Raw genomic sequence first — 20,316 nt, 5'->3', positions numbered from 1 at the left:
AGTCCTCACCCTTCCGCTTTCAGTTCGATAATCACATCACGAAGTTCGGCAGCACGTTCGAAGTCCAGTGCTCTCGCTGCTTCCTTCATTTCCGTCTCCATCCGCTCTATCACTTTTTCACGCTCTTTTTTGCTCATTTTCTCCTGAGGCTTCTTCACGCCGGCCTGCGCATCGTACTCTTCCCCGTCCTCAGCCGCATAAGTAGCCTGGATAAGCTCAGGAATGGCCTTCTCAATCGTCCGGGGAATGATGCCGTGCTTTTTATTGAAATCTTTCTGCACAGCCCGCCGGCGTTTTGTTTCCTCAATGGCAATCTCCATTGACTTTGTCATTTTATCGGCATACATAATAACGTGTCCGTTTGAGTTCCGGGCGGCACGCCCCATCGTCTGGATGAGAGACCGCTCGGCGCGGAGAAATCCTTCCTTATCCGCATCAAGGATGGCCACAAGTGACACCTCGGGAATATCCAGACCTTCCCGAAGCAGGTTGATCCCTACGAGCACATCAAAATCACCGCGGCGGAGATCCCGGATAATCTGGATCCGGTCAAGCGTTTTAATATCAGAGTGAAGGTACTTTACCCGGATCCCCAGTTCCTTAAAATAATTTGTCAGGTCCTCACTCATCTTTTTTGTCAGCGTTGTAACAAGAACACGTTCGTCCCGTTCTTTGCGGACGCGGATCTCCTCGATCAGATCATCAATCTGACCTTCGATCGGACGGACATCCACAGTAGGGTCAAGAAGACCTGTCGGCCGGATGATCTGCTCGACCATTTCAGGAGTATGTTCAATTTCATACGGTCCAGGCGTGGCGGAAACGAAAATCGCCTGATCGATGTGCTTTTCAAACTCCTCGAATTTCAGCGGTCGGTTGTCTTTCGCCGATGGCAGACGGAAACCGTGATCCACGAGCACACCTTTTCTCGCCTGGTCCCCGTTGTACATCCCCCGCACCTGTGGAAGCGTCACGTGGGACTCGTCTACAACGAGAAGGGAATCATCCGGGAAAAAGTCCATCAGCGTGTAAGGCGTCGCACCCGGTTCACGGAATGTAAGGTGACGGGAGTAGTTTTCAATCCCCGAACAAAATCCCATTTCCTGCATCATTTCAATGTCGTACCTGGTCCGCTGCTCAAGACGCTGCGCTTCCAGAAGCTTGCCTTCCTCGTGCAGCTTTTTCAGCGTCTCCTCCAGTTCTGCTTCTATGTTTACAATTGCTTTTTTCAATTTTTCCTCGCGGGTTACGAAGTGGGAGGCCGGGAAAATCGCCACATGGTTCCGTTCACCGAGCACCTCACCGGTGAGTGCATCCACCTCGGTAATCCGGTCCACTTCATCACCGAAAAACTCAATCCGCAGACAATGCTCATCCCGGGAAGCCGGGAAAATTTCCACGACATCCCCGCGGACTCTGAACGTTCCCCGGGTAAAGTTTATATCGTTACGCTCGTACTGGATATCCACCAGGTTCCGAAGCAGGGCGTTTCGTTCAAGTTCGACTCCTGTGCGAATCGACACGACGAGGTCGCGGTATTCTGTAGGCGAACCGAGGCCGTAAATGCAGGACACACTCGCAACGATAATGACATCATTACGCTCAAAGAGAGAACTCGTAGCAGAGTGACGCAGCTTATCAATCTCATCGTTAATGCTCGCATCTTTCTCGATGAACGTATCGGACTGCGGGATGTACGCCTCCGGCTGATAGTAATCGTAGTAGCTCACGAAATACTCAACAGCATTGTTGGGGAAAAACTCCTTGAACTCGCTGTAAAGCTGCCCCGCAAGTGTTTTATTGTGTGCAATGACAAGTGTCGGTTTGTTTACTTCCTTTATAACATTGGAAACTGTAAAGGTCTTACCCGTCCCGGTGGCACCAAGAAGCGTCTGGAATTTATCCTTACGCTGTACGCCTTCCACCAGTTTTCTGATCGCTTCGGGCTGATCGCCCTGCGGGTCGTATTTTGAAACCAATTCAAATACTTTTGATTCCCCGTCCAATGGAAACGCCTCCTTCAACTCGTCCACGTCCCGCCTGCAGAGAGCCGGGATCTTCCTTTTATCAAATATAAAAGCATCTCATTAATCCATTACCCATTCTTAACATATGTACATCATTATATCACAGATAGCGCTCAAAAAGACAAAAAACACGAACGTATGTTTCGTTATATTCGATCCTCAATTGTCTCTGTCCCATAATAAAAGGAAGCCCGCACGATGCGGACTTCCTGTTTAATTCCAATCAGTGACTTGCTGCCGGTGAGTCAGGCCGTTTCCTGCCCGCCGGCTTCTTTTTCCTCTGTTTCGGTGACTCCTTGGAAGCAGCAGCTTCACGGCTGTGTTCGTCTGCAGGACTGTCGGAAATCGCAGCCCGGTCACGCTGAAGGACGAGTGAATACCTCAGTGCCCGGTTTGACAGCGTTCCCTGATCCGGGTCAGGGACAAAGATCAGGCCAAGCTGGTAGTGATCATTTTCGTATAAGGAAGACTGAACAAACCTCACCTGTGCCTCACGGTCAATGACTTCCAGCCTGCAATAGGCACTGTTCAGCTGAAGTGCTTCATACAGTTCCACCTGGGTACTTACCGTTTTACCATTTACACGCTGTAATTGTTCCCCGATTTTCACACCGAGCTTGTCTCCGATCAGACCGGGGATAACACCGAGGACAACAAGGCCCTCTTCTCTTGCAAAAAAGAGCGTCTGCCGCTTTTTTCCCCGCTTCTGCTGAAAATAGGAAACGAGTTCCCGGCCCCCTAAAAGGACAGCCGGAACCGCCAGTGCAGCTGCAGGAAAAAACAGGGCAAGCGCTGCCAGTCCTGCTGCAGCAAGTGCCACAGCAAGCAGACCTGCACCTGTCTTCTTCACTTCCTCATCCGGGTATCCTGCCCCGGAGCGCACTTTGAAACCGAGAACAGCTGGAAACAGCAGCAGTCCGACTGCAGCAGCCCCGTCCGCAGTCAATGGCCATGCGCCCGCTTCAGTTAAGGCAATCCCGCCTGCCGGGAGTAAAAACATTGAAGGTGCAATCCACAGACGGTTCAGTTCATGAGAACCGGCCGTTTTACCACGCTTTGTTTTTACAAGCAGCGGGTTCGTCCGTCGAGGACCGCTGATGAGGACCAGCCCGGCTTCTGCAATCATGAGAAGAGCAAGCAGCCAGGCCATGCTCACAGCACTCATTTCTGCAATTGAAGTCAGCTGTGTATCAATCCAGGGGTTTCCCCAACCAGAAACGGGGAGAAATTGAGCAGCTATAAGCGCAATGCTTCCGGTAAACGTTAAACTGAGCCAGCGGCTATTCCGAAATGGAAGCAGAAGGACCCACACCGCCGCTATAAGAAAAAATATGGATGAAGGGATAACGATCCCGAGTCCCAGCACAGCCACAGTCAAAAATGCACCTGCAGCGAGCCCTGCCGTGACTGGGAAAAACAAATCATGAACCGTATCATAAATTCTCGTATGAAAATCATTACGCTCCCGCCTGACTCTCCGGATTCCGATCCAGAGTGCCGTGAGGACAGCGAGATAAAGCAGCGGCTGAGTAAACAGCCTGCCGATGCCCCTGATCAATTCCTGTATTAAGCCTTCCATATCCTCACCCCTTTTTTAAAAGCCTTGTCTTACTTCTCTCTGTTACGTTTCATTTTACTGGAAAAGCATCAAAAGAGCATCATTTTTTAAGAACAAAAAAGCCCAAAAGGCACAGGGGTACCTTTTGGGCTTTTAATCAGCCGTTATTGTTCGAAGAGTTCAAGTGCACGGTTAAGCTGACGGTCGTTTTCAGGGTCACGGACCATGTCGACGATCTCATCACGGAGAGCAAGAGCCGTATCCTCATCAATCACTCCTGTAACGTCCAGTTCCACGTCAGCCTGGAACTGCTCAACTGCTTCCTCTGTATCCCGGCTGAAATAGCCGTCGGTCCGTCCCGGGTCATACCCGAGACCTTCAAGCATGAGCTGGGCGTTTCTCACCTGCTCGGAGTTCTCGTCAAACTCAAGCGGTTCTTCTGCCTGAACCGGTGACAGATAGAAGTATTCGGGCTGCCTTACTTCTTCAGTAGGGTCTACGCCGACTTCATTAATATCATTGCCGCCTGCTGTGAGCCACTTAAATACGGTAAGCTTCAGTTCACTCTCGTCGCCAAGATCAAAGGTCTGCTGCACGGTTCCTTTACCGAACGTTGTTTCACCGACAACTTCGTGGCCGCCTGATTCCTTCAGGGCTGCCGCAAGAATTTCCGAAGCAGATGCGCTTCCTTCATCGATCAGGGTGACGATAGGATATTCCTTTTCACCTTCCTGGGTGGAGAGGTGACGAAGGATGTCCCCGTTGCGGTCCTGGCGCTGCACGATCGGCTCATCTTTCGGAATCAGCAGATTACCGATTTCCTCCACACTCTGGAGCAGACCGCCCGGGTTTCCACGGACATCAATCACAAGCCCGTCGATCCCCTGTTCTTCCAGCTCGTCGAGTTCCTCTTTAAATCGGTTTGCAGTATCCTGCGCAAATGAACGGATTTCCAGGTAGCCGATCTGTTTATCTCCGGCCTCGTACCGTTCACTCGTTACTGTCTCAACAGTAATTTCGTCGCGGATCACATCAATCTGAAATTCATCACTCATGCCCGGCCGTTCGATAGTAAGGGTAACGGTAGAACCTTTTTCCCCTCTGATTTTAAGAACCGCTTCATTAAGGGTCAGCCCTTCGATACTCTCCCCGTCCACTTCAAGGATCATATCGTTTGGCCGCAGTCCGGCGTCTTCTGCCGGCGAATCACGAATCGGGCTCACAATCGTTACCTGTCCATTAATCATATTGACTTCAGCCCCGATCCCCTCAAATGAAGGATCAAGTGACTCCATAAATTCACGGGCACTTTCCTCGTCCATATATACAGAATAAGGATCATCCAGCGTTTCAAGCATGCCGCTGATTGCTCCTTCCAGCAGCTCATCTTCATCAGGAGCTTCCACATAAGCTTCCATAATTGTGGCATATGCACGCTGGAATTTCTCCATCTTATCCTCTGAAAGTTTGCCTGAGGTTTCCACCGCAGCTGATGGTTCTTCTTCACCGGCATCTTCCCCCACTGCATCCGATCCCGTCTCCGGCTGGGCAGGTTCCTGCATAACAGGTTCTGCGGTCTCGCCACCGGTGACCTGAAGCGTGATAAACATCCCGGCTGCACCAAGCAGAACAGAAACGGCTACAATAATCGGAAGAAGTTTTTTCTCAACGTTCATGTCTTCACCTCATCACAGAATACAAGGTAACACCGGCTGCTTATGCTTCCCTGTTTAATCTTGTTTGCCACTGACTTGTCCAGCCGACTTTCATCTTTGTTCAATCATACCAAATGTAAGCCCGGGAATAAATTGCTTAGCTGAAAATTCTGCCGGGGCCCCTTGGTTATTATGCGGTCATCTCTTTCTGCAGCCCTGTGGAAACTTCTGTTAGTGTATGCCGGGAGCGGGAAGTTATGTAGAAGGGAGCTGTCTAATGAGGTTTTTTCTTCAGGTAGACAACGTTACTCCCTTTCACTGCGATATAACGCCGGAGGGATCGCCGAAACAGGAGGGCGACTACCGGATAGATGGACAGAAGAAAGGGCAGAGGTACGATGACAGAATGATAAAGAACAGGCAACCACCCTTCTGTGATCAGATCCGTCCCCAGGAAACCGCGGATGATCACTGATGGGAGTGCATACATCATCCAGCTGAACATGATGTTTGGAAAATGGAGAACGGCGAGACTCTGCTTCTCATTTGTAAAAACCCTTTCCAGAAGCACATGTATGTAAAGTGCTGTAAACATTGTGCCGATTGAAATGAACGCCGGAACAGCAACTGCTGCAGCCAATTTGATCCCTCCCCAGGTAAAACTGCCCTCGCTGTTATAATCCCCCCATTTAATAGAAAACAAAACCCGCACTACCGATTGTCTGACTTCGATAGTGCGGGCTGTGTCGTGTTCGACTTATTTCCCGGAAAATATTTAAAAATCTACATAGTTTCTCGGATCTACAGAATTGGACTTCGAGCTGTTCCAGCCTCCCGGATGCACTTCAAAATGAAGGTGCGGGCCGGTTGAGTTTCCTGTGTTACCCATGATACCGAGCTGCTGGCCGCGGCTTACACGGTCTCCCTGGGATACGTCAAACGAATCCAGGTGTGCATAAAGAGTAGTTACAGATTCTCCGTTAATCGTATGCGCCACCATTACGGTATTTCCATAGCCGTTCATATAGCGGGCAGAAATAACCTGTCCGGATTCAGCCGCAACGATCGGTACATTCGAACGTCCACCCTGGCCGATATCAATACCATGGTGCGTGCGTCCCCAGCGAGGACCATACTCTGATGTAACACGGCCCGTTGCCGGACGCATCATCGTACCACCACTGTCTGATGGTGAAGCAGATGATCCACCGGAGGAGGAGCTGTTTGAACTGGAGGAATTATCCGAGCTCGATGAATTACCCGAGCTGGAGGAACTTCCCGAATCTGAAGAAGAGGCTGCCGCTTCTTCTTCAGCACGGCGTTCTTCCTCGGCACGCTTTTCCTCTTCCTTGCGCTTTCGCTCCTCTTCTTCTTTACGCTTGCGTTCTTCCTCAAGTCTGCGCTGTTCTTCTTCCCACTCTTCCAGGTCCTGCTTAGCAGCGGCTTCCTGGGCAGCGAGAATGTCCTGCTCTTCTTCCAGAGAAAGAATCGCTTCTTTTATGTTTTCACCTTTTTCCTCAAGTTCCCCTACAAGACGGTCCTTTTCCGCGGACTGTCTTTCAAGCTCTGCCCGGAGGTCTTCAAGCTCGTGCATCTGCTCTTCAAGAGCATTCAGCTCGCTTTCAAGCTCTACCTTTGCCGCTTCAACAGCTTCCATATCTTCAATATGCTGCTCAAGAATATTCCGGTCCTGGCGGGAAATTGTTGAGAGGGCATTGATCCGCTCAATCAGATCTCCGAAACTCTGGGCCCCGAGAAGGACCTCGAGGTAGTTTACACTGCCCCCGTTCCTGTACATCGAGTTCACGCGGTCCTTAAGAAGCTCGTCACGTTCTGCGATCCGCTCCTGAAGCATCTCAATTTCCTCACGAAGCTCCTCTATTCTTTCGTTTGTGAGGTCTATTTCTTCCTGTTTGCTGTTTATATCACTATTAGTCTGCTGTGTCTTTTCATCAAGTTCGCGGATTTCATCGTATAGCTCTTCAATTTCCTCTTCCACTTCCGCAAGTTCTTCCGCTCTTTCCTCTGATTCTTCCTGTTTCTGCTGCTGTTCCTTCTGTTTTCTCTCGATTTCCTCTTTCAGTTCGTCTCCGGTGTTTGCTTCTGCTGTTGACCAGTGACTGGCTCCGGCAAAAGTCGAGAATGCCAGAATAACAGCAAGCGCCACAAGCGTCAGTCTGCGATTCATCGAAACAACTCCCCCTTAACTGCACATTTCTGCTTTATTTCTCCGGCAATAGACACAAGCCGGTACTGCTTTTTCTATCCTGTTATGTACGTGACAGGCAGGCTGTCAGAAGATGTGCCTGCCTGTAAAACTGTTAATCTTATACTTTAAGAAACTTCCGTACGCTCATCATACTTCCCCAGATACCGATAAACGCGCCGATCCCCAGTAACAGAGCTGCCATCTGCAGTGTCAGCGGGTTTGCAGGCAGCATCGTGAGAAATCCGAGTTCAGGCGTTCCTTCAACGAGGTCAACGAGACGGACATATCCGTAGGACAGTGCACTAACCGGGATTACTGCCCCCAGCAGGCCAAGCAGCAGTCCTTCCACAAAGAATGGCCAGCGGATAAAGCCGTTCGTTGCTCCTACAAGCTTCATAATCTGAATTTCCCTTTTACGGGCAATAATCGTGATTTTTATCGTATTGGCGATCAGGAACATCGCTGTAAACATGAGTCCGGCGATCACAGCAATACCTGCGTAGCGCAGAATATTTGTCACGGAAAAGAGCTGATCCACGATGTCTGCTCCGTATTCCACATCATCAACATTTTCCAGCGTCTGAATTTCATCGGCCAGAACCTGTGTCTGCTGTGGATCCTCAGCCTGGACGACGAATACATCATTCAGCGGGTTTTCCTCCCGGAGCGCCTCAAGTACCTGACCCTGATCCCCGAAACTGACGATCAGGTTTTCAAGCCCTTCCTCTCTCGGAACAAATTCCACTGTATCCACCTGACTGAGTCCGGCAATCTCCGTTTCAAGTTCATCCTGCTGTTCCTCATCCGCTGTCAGTTCAATAAAGACCCTGAGCTCAACATCGTCTTCAAGGGAGTCGGCAAAAGCATTCATGTTCATAATAAGCAGCAGAAATGCGCCTACCACGAACAGCATAATAGTTACGGCACTGACGGAGGCAAAAGTCATCCAGCCGTTTCTGCCGATATTTTTAGCACCTTCTTTTAAATGCCTTACGAATGTTCTACCTTTCATAACCGTAGTCCCCCTTAACCTCATCACGGGCAACCCGGCCGCCTTCGATGGCGATAACACGTTTACGGATGGTGTTTACAATCTCCTTGTTGTGGGTAGCCATGACTATAGTGGTTCCACGGTCATTGATTTCCTCGAGTATTCGCATGATTTCCCAGGATGTTTCGGGATCGAGGTTACCGGTAGGCTCGTCTGCAATTAACACAGACGGGTTGTTCACGATTGCTCTGGCAATGGCAACCCGCTGCTGTTCACCGCCGGAAAGTTCGTGCGGAAGAAAGCGGGCCTTGTTTTTAAGACGGACAATATCGAGCACCTGCATGACACGTCTTTTTATGTTTGCTGAGCTTTCCTCAATTACTTCAAGTGCAAAAGCGACATTTTCATAGACTGAGAGGGATGGAAGCAGTTTAAAATCCTGAAACACAACCCCAATCTTTCTTCTCAGACGCGGGATATGCCGCTCCTTGAGGTCTGCAAGCTGCTCCGTATCGATTGTAATCGTCCCCCGCGTCGGTTTTTCCTCGCGGTACATCAGTTTTATAAACGTTGATTTGCCTGCGCCGCTCGGACCGACAACGTAGACAAATTCACCCTTATCAATGTGTATATCAATGCCATTAATGGCCATAACACCGTTCGGATAGGTCTTCCAGACTTCATTCATCGTAATCACGTACATCACATCCTGATTTGTAAATCTCTATGGTGGTGTCTCCTGTTGAATTCCAGCAGTCACATTTTCGTATGTTTCTGAAGGATTTTGTCGAATAACAAAGAAAATCAGTGTCTTTTGTCAAACAAAACAGCAGGCCTGCAAGCTCAGCCTGCTTTTCCTTCTATATTTCAACATTATATCATCTTAAATGAACTGTGATTGGTTACTTTCTTTACAATTTCATTTCAAAACTGTCATCTCACGACAACATCAGACTTTATAACAGGGAAAAACCCTTCCACTGCAGGGAAGAGAACAGCTCCAGTCCTTCCCCGCAAAGCTTTTTTTACCATTTGCATTAGAAAATACCAATAACAACGCTCTTTTTGTAAAGCTGTTTTCGGATAGATTGTTTTTTTATTGCGCTGCAGGCCGATGCTTTCCGCAGGCATCGCTTCAGCCGGCAGAGTAGTTATCGTGCTTCTTCCTCTGCCCGAAACGCTCCGAAGCGTCTGTGTCGAAGCAGCTCGAAGCAATCACAGGCTGTAAACGCTCGCACCTGATGGTTTTCCCGCTGGAGTCACCGCCTTTCGCTCCATTAAGAATGTGACCAATAGCAACAATCTATACGAACACAGCCTTTCGTAAAGATTGCTGTTATTATGCCGCCGAAGACATCGCCTTTCGCTTCATATGTACTTGGCAGCAACCTTTACGAAAACAGCTTTTCAAAAGGTAAAAAACTCTGATTCATACCAGTAAGCACATAAAAAAACAGCCATCGACACAATGCGTCAAACAGCTGTTTCATTTGCTGATTAATCCAATTCCTGTTCCACGTACGCAGCTACGTGGTCCACTTCATCACCTTCAACGAGATCGGCCGGCATGCTTCCCGGTCCTTCCTGAATGGCTGAACGCACTTCATCCATGCTGAGTCCCTGGATTGCCGGTGCACTTGCGCCGCCGCCATCATCACCGTGACAGCTCAGGCAGTTCTGCTCATAAAGTTCCTGTCCTGCAGCAAGGTCAACCTCACCGTCTGCTGCATCCTCTTCCATGTGATCCTCTGTTTCTTCCATGTCGTCGCCGTCATCCACTGGTGCTGTATCATCGTCACCATCGTCTGCGCCGCCGCAGGCACCAGCGATCATCGCAGCTCCGAGCATGGCCATAAGCATTTTTTTCATCGTAACCCTCCTGTTCAGTAAACGTTGTTGGCAAATGTTTCTACACGCCAATTCCTAGTTATTATAACCGATTTACTCTTTATTGAAACCCTCCCCAAGTACCTCCGACGCATTGCTTACAATGACAAACGCCTGGGGGTCGATTGTCTGTATGGTCTTTTTGAGCTTTGCCACTTCGTTTCTGCCTACTACGCACATAAGTACAGGTTTCTCGTGATTTGTGTATCCGCCGTAGCCGGTCAGTTTCGTTACGCCTCTGTCAACCTGAGTAAGAAGTCCCTGACGCACTTCTTCCTCGTAGTCGGATATTATTATGGCCATTTTTGAATATCCAATTCCAGTCTGTACAATATCAATTGTTTTCCCAGTGGTAAATAGGCCAATGAGGGCATAAAGAGCGAATTCAAAACCGAACACAATAGCCGCAGCCGTAACGACAAGTCCGTCCATGAGAAATACACAGGCCCCAAGGGACATCCCTGTATACTTGTTGACGATCTGCGCAGCCAGGTCCGTTCCACCTGTTGAGGAATGAGATCTGAAGACAATTCCCAGACCCAGGCCAACCCCGATTCCCCCGAAAATGGCAGCCAGCAGCGGATCCATCGTTGCCGGTTCAAGGTTTCTCGTCATCAGAACGACAGCCGGAAGGAAAAGCGTTCCTGTAAGAGTTTTCAGGCCGTACATGAGGCTTCCTGCAATACTGCCCCCGAGAAGCAGGACACCTGCTATGAAGAGTGGTATGTTAAATGCCCACTGTGTGTAGGCAGGTTCAAACCCGAATGTGTACTCCACAAGCGTTGAAATACCCGCAACACCGCCTGAAGCAATCTGGTTTGGTAAAAGGAAAATATTAAAGCTGATCGCAACAATCGCTGAGCCGAGGAGAACGTGGCCAAATTCAAATAAAATTCTTCCCAGCGGACTGATCGGCTGCTGATCTCTTCGCCGTTTCATTGCTTTCATCATCTTACGTTCACCTGTTTCTTTTCAAAGTAGGGGGAACGTACAGTTTTTGAACTTTACGTACCCTTTAGCCTGCACCCGGAACAGCTGTATTATCCTGCCGCACCGAAGCAGACCCAGAGTAGTATAGCACCGCCCGCCCCCCTTGTAAACGCAATCAGGATACCGCGTTAGCGGGGTAAAGGGGGTGTGAAATTGAATAGCAGACAGGTGTCTCCGGAGGAGTTTTGACGCCTCTTTTACAAGGCGGGCGTGACCGGGATCAGCAATAATGGCCGGTAAAACAAAAAAGTGCCCTGCAATGTGCAGGGCAGCTTGTGATCAGTCTATTTTAGAGCGTAGATAGGCGTCGATAAACGGGCTCAGTTCCCCGTCCATGACTGCCTGGGTATTGCCGGTTTCATGGTTCGTGCGGTGGTCCTTCACCATGTTGTATGGATGGAACACGTAGGAACGGATCTGGCTTCCCCAGCCGATATCGGACTGTTCACCGCGGATTTCATCGAGCTCCTTCTGCTGCTGTTCGAGCTTCAGCTGAAGAAGCTTTCCTTTAAGCATTTTCATTGCCTGTTCGCGGTTCTTGATTTGTGAACGCTCGGACTGGCACGTGACTACTGTATTGGTCGGTACGTGGGTAATCCGGACCGCGGAATCGGTTGTGTTAACGTGCTGTCCGCCGGCACCGCTTGAGCGGTACGTATCGATTTTCAGCTCATCAGGTGAGACTTCAATTTCACTCACATTATCATCGAGTTCAGGCATTACTTCACATGAAGCAAACGAGGTATGGCGGCGTCCGGAGCTGTCGAACGGTGAAATACGGACGAGGCGGTGTACGCCTTTTTCCGCTTTCAGATACCCGTATGCATTGTGGCCCTTAATCAGGAGGGTTACGCTTTTTACGCCGGCTTCATCTCCCGGCAGATAGTCCATCGTTTCGACTTTAAATCCTTTGGACTCAGCCCAGCGCGTATACATCCGCAGCAGTAGTGATGCCCAGTCCTGGGACTCGGTACCTCCTGCTCCCGGATGAAGCTCGAGGATGGCGTTATTTTTATCGTAAGGCTCGCTGAGAAGAAGCTGCAACTCGAACTTGTTCATCTCTTCAACCATACTTCTAACACCGTCTTCAAGGTCTGCTTTCAGCTCTTCATCGCCTTCTTCCTTGACGAGTTCAAAGCTGACTTCAAGATCCTCGTACTCACTTTCGAGCTTCCGGTACGTTTCCGTTCCTTCTTTCAGCCGGTTACTTTCGTCGATCACCTGCTGGGCTTTGTCCTGGCTGTCCCAGAATCCCGGCTCGGCCATTAGTTCCTCGAGTTCGGCTATGCGGGTCTCTTTGTTTTCGAGGTCAAAGAGACCCCCTGAAGTCCGCTAATCGCTTAGCCATAGTCTGCAGTTCGTTTTTAATATCCGACATTTCCATTTACGAACACCTCTTTACCGAAAAGAAAGCCGCACTCCGGTTTTTGCCGTCCGCGGGCTTTCTCTTCTAATATTTTTTCCAAGCAGCCTGTCTTTCCTATTCCCGTAAAAATGGCGGTCCATTCGGGGAATTTATAAATTTACTCTGTCAATCTTCAGAACCCGGTTTCAGCACGCTTTCTCAAAGAGCTCCCGGTTTTCTGTCTGATTCCAGAAACTGCTGCTTATTCCGCTGCTGCTTTTCCGTGGCAGTTTTTATACTTCTTCCCGGATCCGCACGGACAAGGGTCATTGCGGCCGATTGTCTGGGCTTTCTGGAACGGCACTTTTTTCTTTTTCTCCTGCTGCTGGTTGTTGGCACTGCGGTGGACCGGTTTGCCTTCTGCTACAGGTTTACGTTCAAGGTTGGCTTCGATCTGCGCATTCATTACGTAGCGGGTGACGTTTTCTTCGATGGAGGCAACCATCTCTTCAAACATTTCAAATCCTTCAAATTTGTATTCACGAAGCGGATCGTTCTGTCCGTAGGCACGCAGGTGGATTCCCTGGCGAAGCTGGTCCATCTGGTCGATGTGGCTCGTCCATTTTGAATCAACCGTGCGAAGAAGAACGACTTTTTCGAACTCACGCATCCGCTCAGTCGTGAACTCTTCCTCACGGGCTTTATATTCTTCCATGGCACGGTCCGTAATGAGCTCGATCATTTCCTCCGGTTCAAGACCATTAAGATCCTTCTCTTCGATTTCCTTATCGTTCAGAACTGTGGCGTTAATGTAATCCACGATCCCCTGCAGGTTCCAGTCCTCCGGCACTTCAGCTTCCGGCGTATAGAGCTGGACGTTGCGCTCGATAGTGGATTGGATCATTTTTTCAACAATCGGACGGAGGTTATCGGACTCGAGCACTTCGTTCCGCTGCTGATAGATAATGTCACGCTGTTCGCGCATAACATCATCGTACTGCAGAAGCTGCTTACGTGCGTCAAAGTTGTTACCTTCCACACGTTTCTGAGCCTGTTCCACTGCACGGGACACGAGCTTACTTTCAATCGGCTGATCTTCCTCGAGGCCGAGCTTCTCCATCATATTGGCCATATTCTCACTTCCGAAGCGGCGCATAAGCACGTCTTCAAGAGACAGGTAAAACTGCGATTTACCCGGGTCTCCCTGACGTCCGGACCGTCCCCGGAGCTGGTTATCGATCCGTCGTGATTCGTGACGCTCGGTTCCGATCACATATAGACCGCCAAGCTCTTTCACGCCAGTGCCCAGTTTAATGTCCGTTCCGCGTCCCGCCATGTTTGTGGCGATGGTGACTGCTTTCGGCTGACCGGCGTTTTCGATGATTTCCGCTTCTCGGGCGTGGTTCTTCGCGTTCAGGACGTTATGGCGCACACCTTTTTTCTTAAGCAGGCCGGAAAGAAGTTCGGACGTATCCACACTCACTGTACCAACGAGAACCGGCTGGCCGCTCTCGTACAGTTCCTTGATTTGCTCCACGATGGCCTTGAATTTCCCGTCCATTGTCTTATAAATCAGATCCGGGCGGTCATCACGTGCAATCGCTTCGTTCGTCGGGATCGAGTACACGTTCATATTATAGATGTTACGGAACTCCTCTTCCTCCGTCTTGGCGGTTCCGGTCATCCCTGCAAGCTTTGCATACATCCGGAAGTAGTTCTGGAACGTGATGGATGCCATCGTCATGCTTTCGCGCTTAATTTCGAGACCCTCTTTCGCCTCGATCGCCTGGTGAAGGCCGTCACTGTACCGGCGGCCTTTCATGATCCGTCCGGTAAACTGGTCGATAATCGACACTTCACCTTCCTGAACCACGTAATCATCGTCACGCTTCATCACTACGTGCGCCTTAAGTGCCTGATTGATATGGTGGTTCAGCTGAACGTGAGCCTGGTCAAACAGGTTGTCGATTTTAAATACACGTTCTGCTTTGCTGACCCCTTCGTCCGTAACCTGGACGTTTTTTGTTTTTTCATCGTATGTGTAATCTTTCTCTTCCTCGAGCATTTTCACAAATGAGTTGGCTGCCGTATAAAGCTGTGTCGATTTTTCAGCAGAGCCGGAGATAATGAGCGGCGTCCGGGCTTCGTCAATTAAAATGGAGTCAACTTCATCCACAATGGCAAAATTCAGTTTGCGCTGGACTTTCTGGCGGGAGTAGATCACCATGTTGTCTCTCAGATAGTCGAAACCAAGCTCGTTGTTTGTTGAGTAAAGCACATCACATTTGTATGCTTCACGCTTTTCGTCCTTGGACAGGCCGTTGTAGTTCAGCCCTACGGTGAGACCGAGAAATTCGTAGAGTTTACCCATTTCAGTTGAGTCACGGCGGGCAAGATAATCGTTGACCGTTACGACGTGAACTCCGTCTCCGGAAAGAGCGTTCAGATAAACGGCGAGTGTCGCCACGAGCGTTTTACCTTCACCGGTTTTCATTTCCGAGATATCGCCTTTGTGGAGGCAGATCCCCCCGAGAAGCTGCACGTCAAAGTGAGTCATGCCGAGCACACGGGTGGACGCTTCACGACAGACCGCGAAGGCTTCCGGAAGCAGATCGTCGAGTGATTCTCCCTTTTCACAGCGTGACTTGAATTCTTCCGTTTTGTTTTTCAGGTCATCATCCGAGAGCTTTTTTACACTCTCGCCGAGTTCGTTAATTTCATCCACCGTTTTCTGCCATTTTTTAATCTGGCGTGCATCGGTGTCACCAATCACTTTCTTCAGTAAACCTAGCATTGGACATTGCTCCCTTATCGTATATTCCGATGGGCGATTCCCATAATGAATGCGTCAAGCTTCGCGCAGTCGCGTGTGAAACCGTCTGACAATTAACTTTCATTTTATCAGTTTCACGCCCCCCTTACAAGAAGAGCAGGAAGCGGGGAGCAGAGGGAAGTCCCTCGGAACAGCCGGATTTTTCACCGGAAAATAAAAGTACTGCGTCGTCACTCCTGTAAAACGCCAGGATAACGTAATTAGAGGGACACACCTGGGACAGAAGTGCTTTTAAAGAAGCCTATATAAAAGACGTTCCTTCTATTATAGAAGGAACGCCCACTTGAGATATTATTTATTCAGCTTCGATCAAGCCGTACTTGCCGTCTTTTCGCTTGTAGACGACGTTTGTGCCGCCGCTGACGGAATTTGAGAAGACGAAGAAGTTGTGGCCGAGCATGTCCATTTGAAGAACAGCTTCCTCGGCGTCCATCGGCTTCAGGTCGAAACGCTTTGTGCGGACGATATCAATGTCGTCCTCGTCCTCATACACAGGTGCGTCGTTCGGCACTTCTTCCATAGTCGGTTCAAGATCGTTTTTAAACATATACTTAAGACTGTTATCCTGACGGAATTTGCGGTTTACTTTTGTTTTATGCTTGCGGATCTGACGCTCGAGTTTTTCAATAACGAGGTCGATTGCCGCGTACATGTCAGTATGGGTTTCCTCGGCACGAAGCAGCAGCTTCGGCATCGGAATTGTAACCTCCACCCGCTGGTCGTTGTTAAGGATCTGCAGTTTAACATGCACATCAGATGATGGAGTCTGGTCGAAATACCTTTCAAGTTTGCCTACCTTTTTTTCAACATAGTCCCTTAGTGCGGGAGTCACCTCTACGTTTTCTCCTCGAATGTTGTAGTTCATAAGCAAACTCCTCCTTTTCCGTTATACAAATACTTATTCGATAGAACCAATTCATTATCCTGCTGAAAACGAGAAAAACATCAAATCTTTTTGTCGGATGCAGTCGGAAAGTTTAGGAAGAAAATGCACTGCCTCAGACTGCACTGCCATGCTCACTCCCTGCATGATTGGTTTCTCCCACAACTGGAGAGTACTCTGCTAATTCCACTATGCAGGTTCTGTTAAACCACGGATGTGCAGCTTCTTCTATTTACTGTCAGCGTAACAGTGTGCAAAAAGAGACCTCCCCGCAGAAAGGTGGGAAGGTTTGAAAAACTATAAGATCGCTGCTGCACTGCTGAACAAAAAGCTTCGCTTCGCGCGGTCCGTTCGCTTTCCGCGCGGTCCGGGGAGCCTCCTCAGGCCATCGCCCTGCGGGGTCTCCCCCTGTCCCCGACTGCCGCAGGAGTCTCACTGCCGGCGTGAAGCTCCGCATGTCTATATTTATTGGCTGTAGGTGCGCTTCACTCCTGCGGGAACAGCAAAGAACATCTGCTTCACTAGTAGCTGTAGTGGTTCCCTCGGAAAGGGAGAGTTATGAGCGTAAATCAACAATACAATAACGGGGTTCTTATTAATAAATTTCACGTACGAAAAAACCTGCCCGAAAGCCGGATTGGCTTAAGAGCAGGCTTTGTGTTCGCTTACATTTTACCCCTAACAAAAAGCTTCGTGCAATCGAATGAACGACCACTACCTCTATTTAAGGGAAGTGCGAATCATTAAAGCTTCGTTACGTTCGCTGCCTGAGGTCCGCGAGCACCTTCTACGATTTCGAACTCAACGTCCTGACCCTCTTCAAGACTCTTGAAACCTTCCTGTTCGATCGCAGAGAAGTGAACGAATACATCGTCTCCACCTTCGCGCTCGATGAAACCAAAACCTTTTTCAGCGTTGAACCATTTCACTTTTCCTTGCATGTTTCTAACACATTCCCTTCGTATTAAAATCTTGTGTGGCTTTGACCACACTTTTAATATAGCAACGGTACAATTCACAGTCAATTTCTTTCGACCGCCTTAATTCGACACCTGTCCATAAAAATGCAAATAAGCATGAGACCTTAGTTGCACATATTTATTTGCAGAATAATCCGGAAACCGGCACCCTGGGCACGGTTATTTCATATGATCCAGGTGCACAATTTGTAATTTTTTGAATATTTAACCGAAAAACAGTTGAATATATTTTCTCCTTCATCTACTATTGAAAGTAAGAACAGCGTCTTGCTCTCCAGTACACCCGGGCGCCGGTGTTCACTTAAGAGCACAGACCTGCCATCACGATTCACACCTGATCCTTCCTCTTCACTTCTCCTGTTACCGTTTTCCTGTCAGGATCCCCCCCTCTTCTTTCCCGACATGATACGGCCAGCCCTGCCAGCCCTTCCTCTGCAATGGAAGTTTTCACTGTCCCCACTGGTATGAGCTGAAAACCGTCTTCTGGTGACTGTTACCGGCACAAAATATGGACAATACAGATTTCAGGGTGTTTTTTCGCCACTGCGCTTTTTTTTGTCCGATTTCAGCCCTTTCACCAGCCACCACACGTTTTTGGCGTTTGTACACAAAATACTTAATGTTTCATTCAGCCAGCGTGAAGTTTCACCAGGGCAAACTTCATTTTTCCCGTTTGCCATACCGCTCCTGTTCACTGACCAGTAATAAGCCTTCATACTGCCCACCGCTGAAAGCACCCCAATTTGATCCTCAGGGAGTGAACCTCCGTGCCCCAATTTCCCCGTCAGTGGTTACAGGAAGCAGCAGCTCACCTTCTCTTCAGCTGCACCAGGTCCAGCCGTTTTTCAAGGCCATTCTGCACAATGTCCGAAACCCGCAGACTGGCCGCTCCTGCCTCGGCATTTACCGCAAGGAACCGGGCACCGCCTCACTCAAGGAGGTGAAAACTGATGTCTCTATTGAAAAGTGGACTGCCCGTCAAAAAATCTGATTTCAGGAGAGTGGAAAATATGCTGAACCAGGTAAGCCTTGTTGGAAGACTTGTAAAAGATCCGGATCTTTACTTCACGAAGGAAGGTGTAGCACTATCAAAATTTACAGTGGCCGTCCAGCGGAACTTCAGAAACCCGGACGGCGAATACGACGCCGACTTCATCCCCTGCATTATGTGGAAAGGGAGCGCCGAGCGTCTAACCTCAGTCTGCGGGAAAGGTTCCATGATTTCTGTCAATGGGCGGCTGCAGACAAGCAACTATACGAACAGCGAAAACCGGAGAATATTTAAGATGGATATGGTGGCAGAAGGTATTCACTTTCTGCAGATTAAACCTCCGGAATCGACGACGCTTAAAAAGGAACACGAAGAGGAGCAGGCCCCTGTCCCATCTGCTGCACCTTAAACTTTTCTTATCGCACGGCCCGTTTCCCCCGGCTTTACCCCAACATTAAACCGCCAAAGGAGCGATTCCCCAGTGACTGATACAGATCTTCTCAAAACCCTGATTCATAAAGTAGCCCAGATTGAAAAACGGATGACGTGCAAGGAGGATCTCGTGCCTGTGAAAAACGGCATCGGTGAAACGATTGAACAGATGGCTTTTCTACAGGAGGAAGTGGAGACGCTGAAAACGAGCGTGGAGTTAAAGCATATTGAGAATATTAATTCGGATGAAGTGATTCTTCATTCTTTTATGGAGATGGCCCATCAGGGGCCTTCGAAGGTATAAATCATGCAGGCGCCCCCTCTTCTTAGTTTGCTCTGGAGAGGGGGCGCCTTCGTGTTCCCGCATGCGGGTGCGGGTTTTCTTTTGGCTGTTCTCGGAAAGATTGTTGTTTTTCTGCGCTGCAGGCCGACGCTTTCCGCTCCAAAAATGATTTGCGAATAGCAGCAACCTGTGCAAAAACAGCTTTCTTTTATCCTCAGCGGGTGGTCTGGGAGGACATGATGGTCAGGCTGCCGCTCAGGTCATAGCTTCGGACGGTGGCGGGGATGATGAAGTGGTCGCCTTTTTTTAATTTTTGCGGTTCGCCGTCTGCAGTGATGGTGCCTTCGCCTTCGATGACGCTCATGAGCAGGTAATGATCGTTTGTCTGCGATGTCTGTCCGTTAAGTTCCCAGCGGTCCACAGTGAAGTAGCGCTCGCGGATGAGGCGGGTAACGCTGAGGTCGCCGTGCTGTGTTTCGGTACGCTCCGGGCGGACGTCTTCATGGGGAACCATTGAGCAGGCTACGGAATCTTCAATGTGAAGGTCCCGGGTGCTGCCGGTGTCATCGGTCCGGTCGTAGTCGTAGAACCGGTACGTAATGTCAGAGCTCTGCTGAATTTCAAGGATCATGATGCCTTTGCCGATGGCGTGAACGGTGCCGCTCGGAACGTAATAGAAGTCGCCTTTCTCTACAGGCACGTCGCGGAACAGTTCGTCCCACTGTCCTTTATCTACCATCCGGGAGAGTTCCCCGCGGGTTTCGGCGCTGTGGCCGAGGATCAGCTTTGCTCCGGGATCACGGTCCAGGATGTACCAGCATTCGGTTTTTCCGAAGGCGTAGTTTTCATGTTCCTTTGCGTACTCGTCGTCCGGGTGAACCTGTACGCTCAGGTCGTCCTGGGCGTCGATGATTTTGACGAGGAGCGGGAATTCATCCCCGGGTTCGCTGTTAAAAAGCTCTCTGTGGTTTTCCCATAGCGCGCGGACAGTTTTGCCTGCGTAAGGACCGCCAAGGACCTCATTTGTGCCGTTTTCATGGCCGGAAATTCCCCAGCACTCCCCGGTCTGTCCGGATGGAATCGGGTAATTGAACTGTTTTTCGAGACGGTCACCGCCCCAGATTTTTTCCTTGAAGACAGGTGACAGAAATAGGATGCTGGACATGTATATTCCTCCTGTATGTATCGATATCTGCTGGGCCCCATGGTTCGTGGACGCGCTTTCATGCACCGTGGTATACTCTTCGTAAGT

The 20,316-nt window shown here is 49.5% G+C and carries 16 protein-coding genes; 2 read left to right on the top strand and 14 right to left on the bottom strand.

What is annotated here, in order from left to right:
• Positions 1–5 precede the first annotated feature (5 nt).
• The 13 genes from uvrB to cspD all read right to left on the bottom strand — a co-directional run bounded on the left by uvrB (position 6) and on the right by cspD (position 17,319).
• The gene (gene uvrB / locus FGB90_RS09375) at positions 6–2,006 is read right to left on the bottom strand and encodes an excinuclease ABC subunit UvrB (protein WP_138810557.1); all 2,001 of its coding nucleotides are present in this window, start codon (positions 2,004–2,006) and stop codon (positions 6–8) included.
• A 244-nt stretch (positions 2,007–2,250) separates the two neighbouring features.
• Positions 2,251–3,606, bottom strand: a complete 1,356-nt coding sequence (locus FGB90_RS09370) for a hypothetical protein (protein ID WP_138810556.1) — start codon at positions 3,604–3,606, stop codon at positions 2,251–2,253.
• 143 nt (positions 3,607–3,749) lie between these two features.
• Positions 3,750–5,261: a S41 family peptidase gene (locus tag FGB90_RS09365; protein ID WP_138810555.1), complete on the bottom strand. Its 1,512-nt coding sequence runs from the start codon at positions 5,259–5,261 to the stop codon at positions 3,750–3,752.
• Between the two features lie 253 nt (positions 5,262–5,514).
• Entirely contained in the window at positions 5,515–5,880 is a 366-nt protein-coding gene (locus FGB90_RS09360; RefSeq protein ID WP_138810554.1) for a hypothetical protein, read from the bottom strand.
• 135 nt (positions 5,881–6,015) lie between these two features.
• A complete protein-coding gene (locus FGB90_RS20110; protein ID WP_138810553.1) occupies positions 6,016–7,428 on the bottom strand; it encodes a murein hydrolase activator EnvC family protein in 1,413 nt (470 codons plus the stop codon).
• A gap of 139 nt (positions 7,429–7,567) precedes the next feature.
• Positions 7,568–8,461: a permease-like cell division protein FtsX gene (gene ftsX, locus FGB90_RS09350; RefSeq protein WP_138810552.1), complete on the bottom strand. Its 894-nt coding sequence runs from the start codon at positions 8,459–8,461 to the stop codon at positions 7,568–7,570.
• Positions 8,451–9,137: a cell division ATP-binding protein FtsE gene (gene ftsE / locus FGB90_RS09345; protein WP_138810551.1), complete on the bottom strand. Its 687-nt coding sequence runs from the start codon at positions 9,135–9,137 to the stop codon at positions 8,451–8,453. Before ftsE ends, ftsX begins: the two co-directional genes overlap by 11 nt.
• An 800-nt stretch (positions 9,138–9,937) precedes the next feature.
• Entirely contained in the window at positions 9,938–10,309 is a 372-nt protein-coding gene (locus FGB90_RS09340; protein WP_138810550.1) for a c-type cytochrome, read from the bottom strand.
• Positions 10,310–10,381: 72 nt separating this feature from the next.
• Positions 10,382–11,278, bottom strand: a complete 897-nt coding sequence (locus FGB90_RS09335; RefSeq protein WP_138810549.1) for a YitT family protein — start codon at positions 11,276–11,278, stop codon at positions 10,382–10,384.
• 318 nt (positions 11,279–11,596) lie between these two features.
• Positions 11,597–12,701 (bottom strand): peptide chain release factor 2 gene (gene prfB, locus FGB90_RS09330; RefSeq protein WP_138810548.1). Its coding sequence is split into 2 segments (ribosomal slippage): positions 11,597–12,628 and positions 12,630–12,701, totalling 1,104 coding nucleotides; the frame shifts between segments, so codons are not numbered across the junction.
• Positions 12,702–12,924: 223 nt separating this feature from the next.
• Positions 12,925–15,456 (bottom strand): preprotein translocase subunit SecA, encoded by a 2,532-nt coding sequence (gene secA / locus FGB90_RS09325; RefSeq protein ID WP_138810547.1) that lies wholly within the window; start codon positions 15,454–15,456, stop codon positions 12,925–12,927.
• Between the two features lie 334 nt (positions 15,457–15,790).
• The gene (gene hpf, locus FGB90_RS09320) at positions 15,791–16,360 is read right to left on the bottom strand and encodes a ribosome hibernation-promoting factor, HPF/YfiA family (RefSeq protein WP_138810546.1); all 570 of its coding nucleotides are present in this window, start codon (positions 16,358–16,360) and stop codon (positions 15,791–15,793) included.
• Positions 16,361–17,121: 761 nt separating this feature from the next.
• Positions 17,122–17,319, bottom strand: coding sequence for a cold-shock protein CspD (gene cspD / locus FGB90_RS09315; protein ID WP_110521111.1), 198 nt, complete (start codon positions 17,317–17,319; stop codon positions 17,122–17,124).
• Between the two features lie 989 nt (positions 17,320–18,308).
• On the opposite strand from cspD, the gene ssb reads away from it, so the two are divergent.
• Both ssb and FGB90_RS09305 read left to right on the top strand, forming a co-directional pair.
• A complete protein-coding gene (gene ssb, locus FGB90_RS09310) occupies positions 18,309–18,758 on the top strand; it encodes a single-stranded DNA-binding protein (protein WP_246056119.1) in 450 nt (149 codons plus the stop codon).
• Positions 18,759–18,830: 72 nt separating this feature from the next.
• Positions 18,831–19,085, top strand: a complete 255-nt coding sequence (locus FGB90_RS09305; protein WP_138810545.1) for a hypothetical protein — start codon at positions 18,831–18,833, stop codon at positions 19,083–19,085.
• Positions 19,086–19,278: 193 nt separating this feature from the next.
• Here FGB90_RS09305 and manA read toward each other — a convergent pair whose 3' ends face one another.
• Positions 19,279–20,229, bottom strand: coding sequence for a mannose-6-phosphate isomerase, class I (manA, locus tag FGB90_RS09300; protein WP_138810544.1), 951 nt, complete (start codon positions 20,227–20,229; stop codon positions 19,279–19,281).
• Between the last annotated feature and the right edge of the window lie 87 nt (positions 20,230–20,316).

Source organism: Alteribacter natronophilus (assembly GCF_006007885.1).
Classification (GTDB): Bacteria; Bacillota; Bacilli; order Bacillales; family Salisediminibacteriaceae; genus Alteribacter; species Alteribacter natronophilus.
This window is presented reverse-complemented; position numbering and strand designations above follow the sequence as displayed.

Excerpts from the sequence above, each read along its gene's own strand:
- FGB90_RS09370 (WP_138810556.1), bottom strand. The coding sequence starts at position 3,606 with ATGGAAGGCTTAATACAGGAATTGATCAGGGGCATCGGCAGGCTGTTT.
- FGB90_RS09365 (WP_138810555.1), bottom strand. The coding sequence starts at position 5,261 with ATGAACGTTGAGAAAAAACTTCTTCCGATTATTGTAGCCGTTTCTGTT.
- FGB90_RS20110 (WP_138810553.1), bottom strand. The coding sequence starts at position 7,428 with ATGAATCGCAGACTGACGCTTGTGGCGCTTGCTGTTATTCTGGCATTC.
- ftsX (WP_138810552.1), bottom strand. The coding sequence starts at position 8,461 with ATGAAAGGTAGAACATTCGTAAGGCATTTAAAAGAAGGTGCTAAAAAT.
- FGB90_RS09340 (WP_138810550.1), bottom strand. The coding sequence starts at position 10,309 with ATGAAAAAAATGCTTATGGCCATGCTCGGAGCTGCGATGATCGCTGGT.
- FGB90_RS09335 (WP_138810549.1), bottom strand. The coding sequence starts at position 11,278 with ATGATGAAAGCAATGAAACGGCGAAGAGATCAGCAGCCGATCAGTCCG.
- secA (WP_138810547.1), bottom strand. The coding sequence starts at position 15,456 with ATGCTAGGTTTACTGAAGAAAGTGATTGGTGACACCGATGCACGCCAG.
- hpf (WP_138810546.1), bottom strand. The coding sequence starts at position 16,360 with ATGAACTACAACATTCGAGGAGAAAACGTAGAGGTGACTCCCGCACTA.
- cspD (WP_110521111.1), bottom strand. The coding sequence starts at position 17,319 with ATGCAAGGAAAAGTGAAATGGTTCAACGCTGAAAAAGGTTTTGGTTTC.
- ssb (WP_246056119.1), top strand. The coding sequence starts at position 18,309 with ATGTCTCTATTGAAAAGTGGACTGCCCGTCAAAAAATCTGATTTCAGG.
- manA (WP_138810544.1), bottom strand. The coding sequence starts at position 20,229 with ATGTCCAGCATCCTATTTCTGTCACCTGTCTTCAAGGAAAAAATCTGG.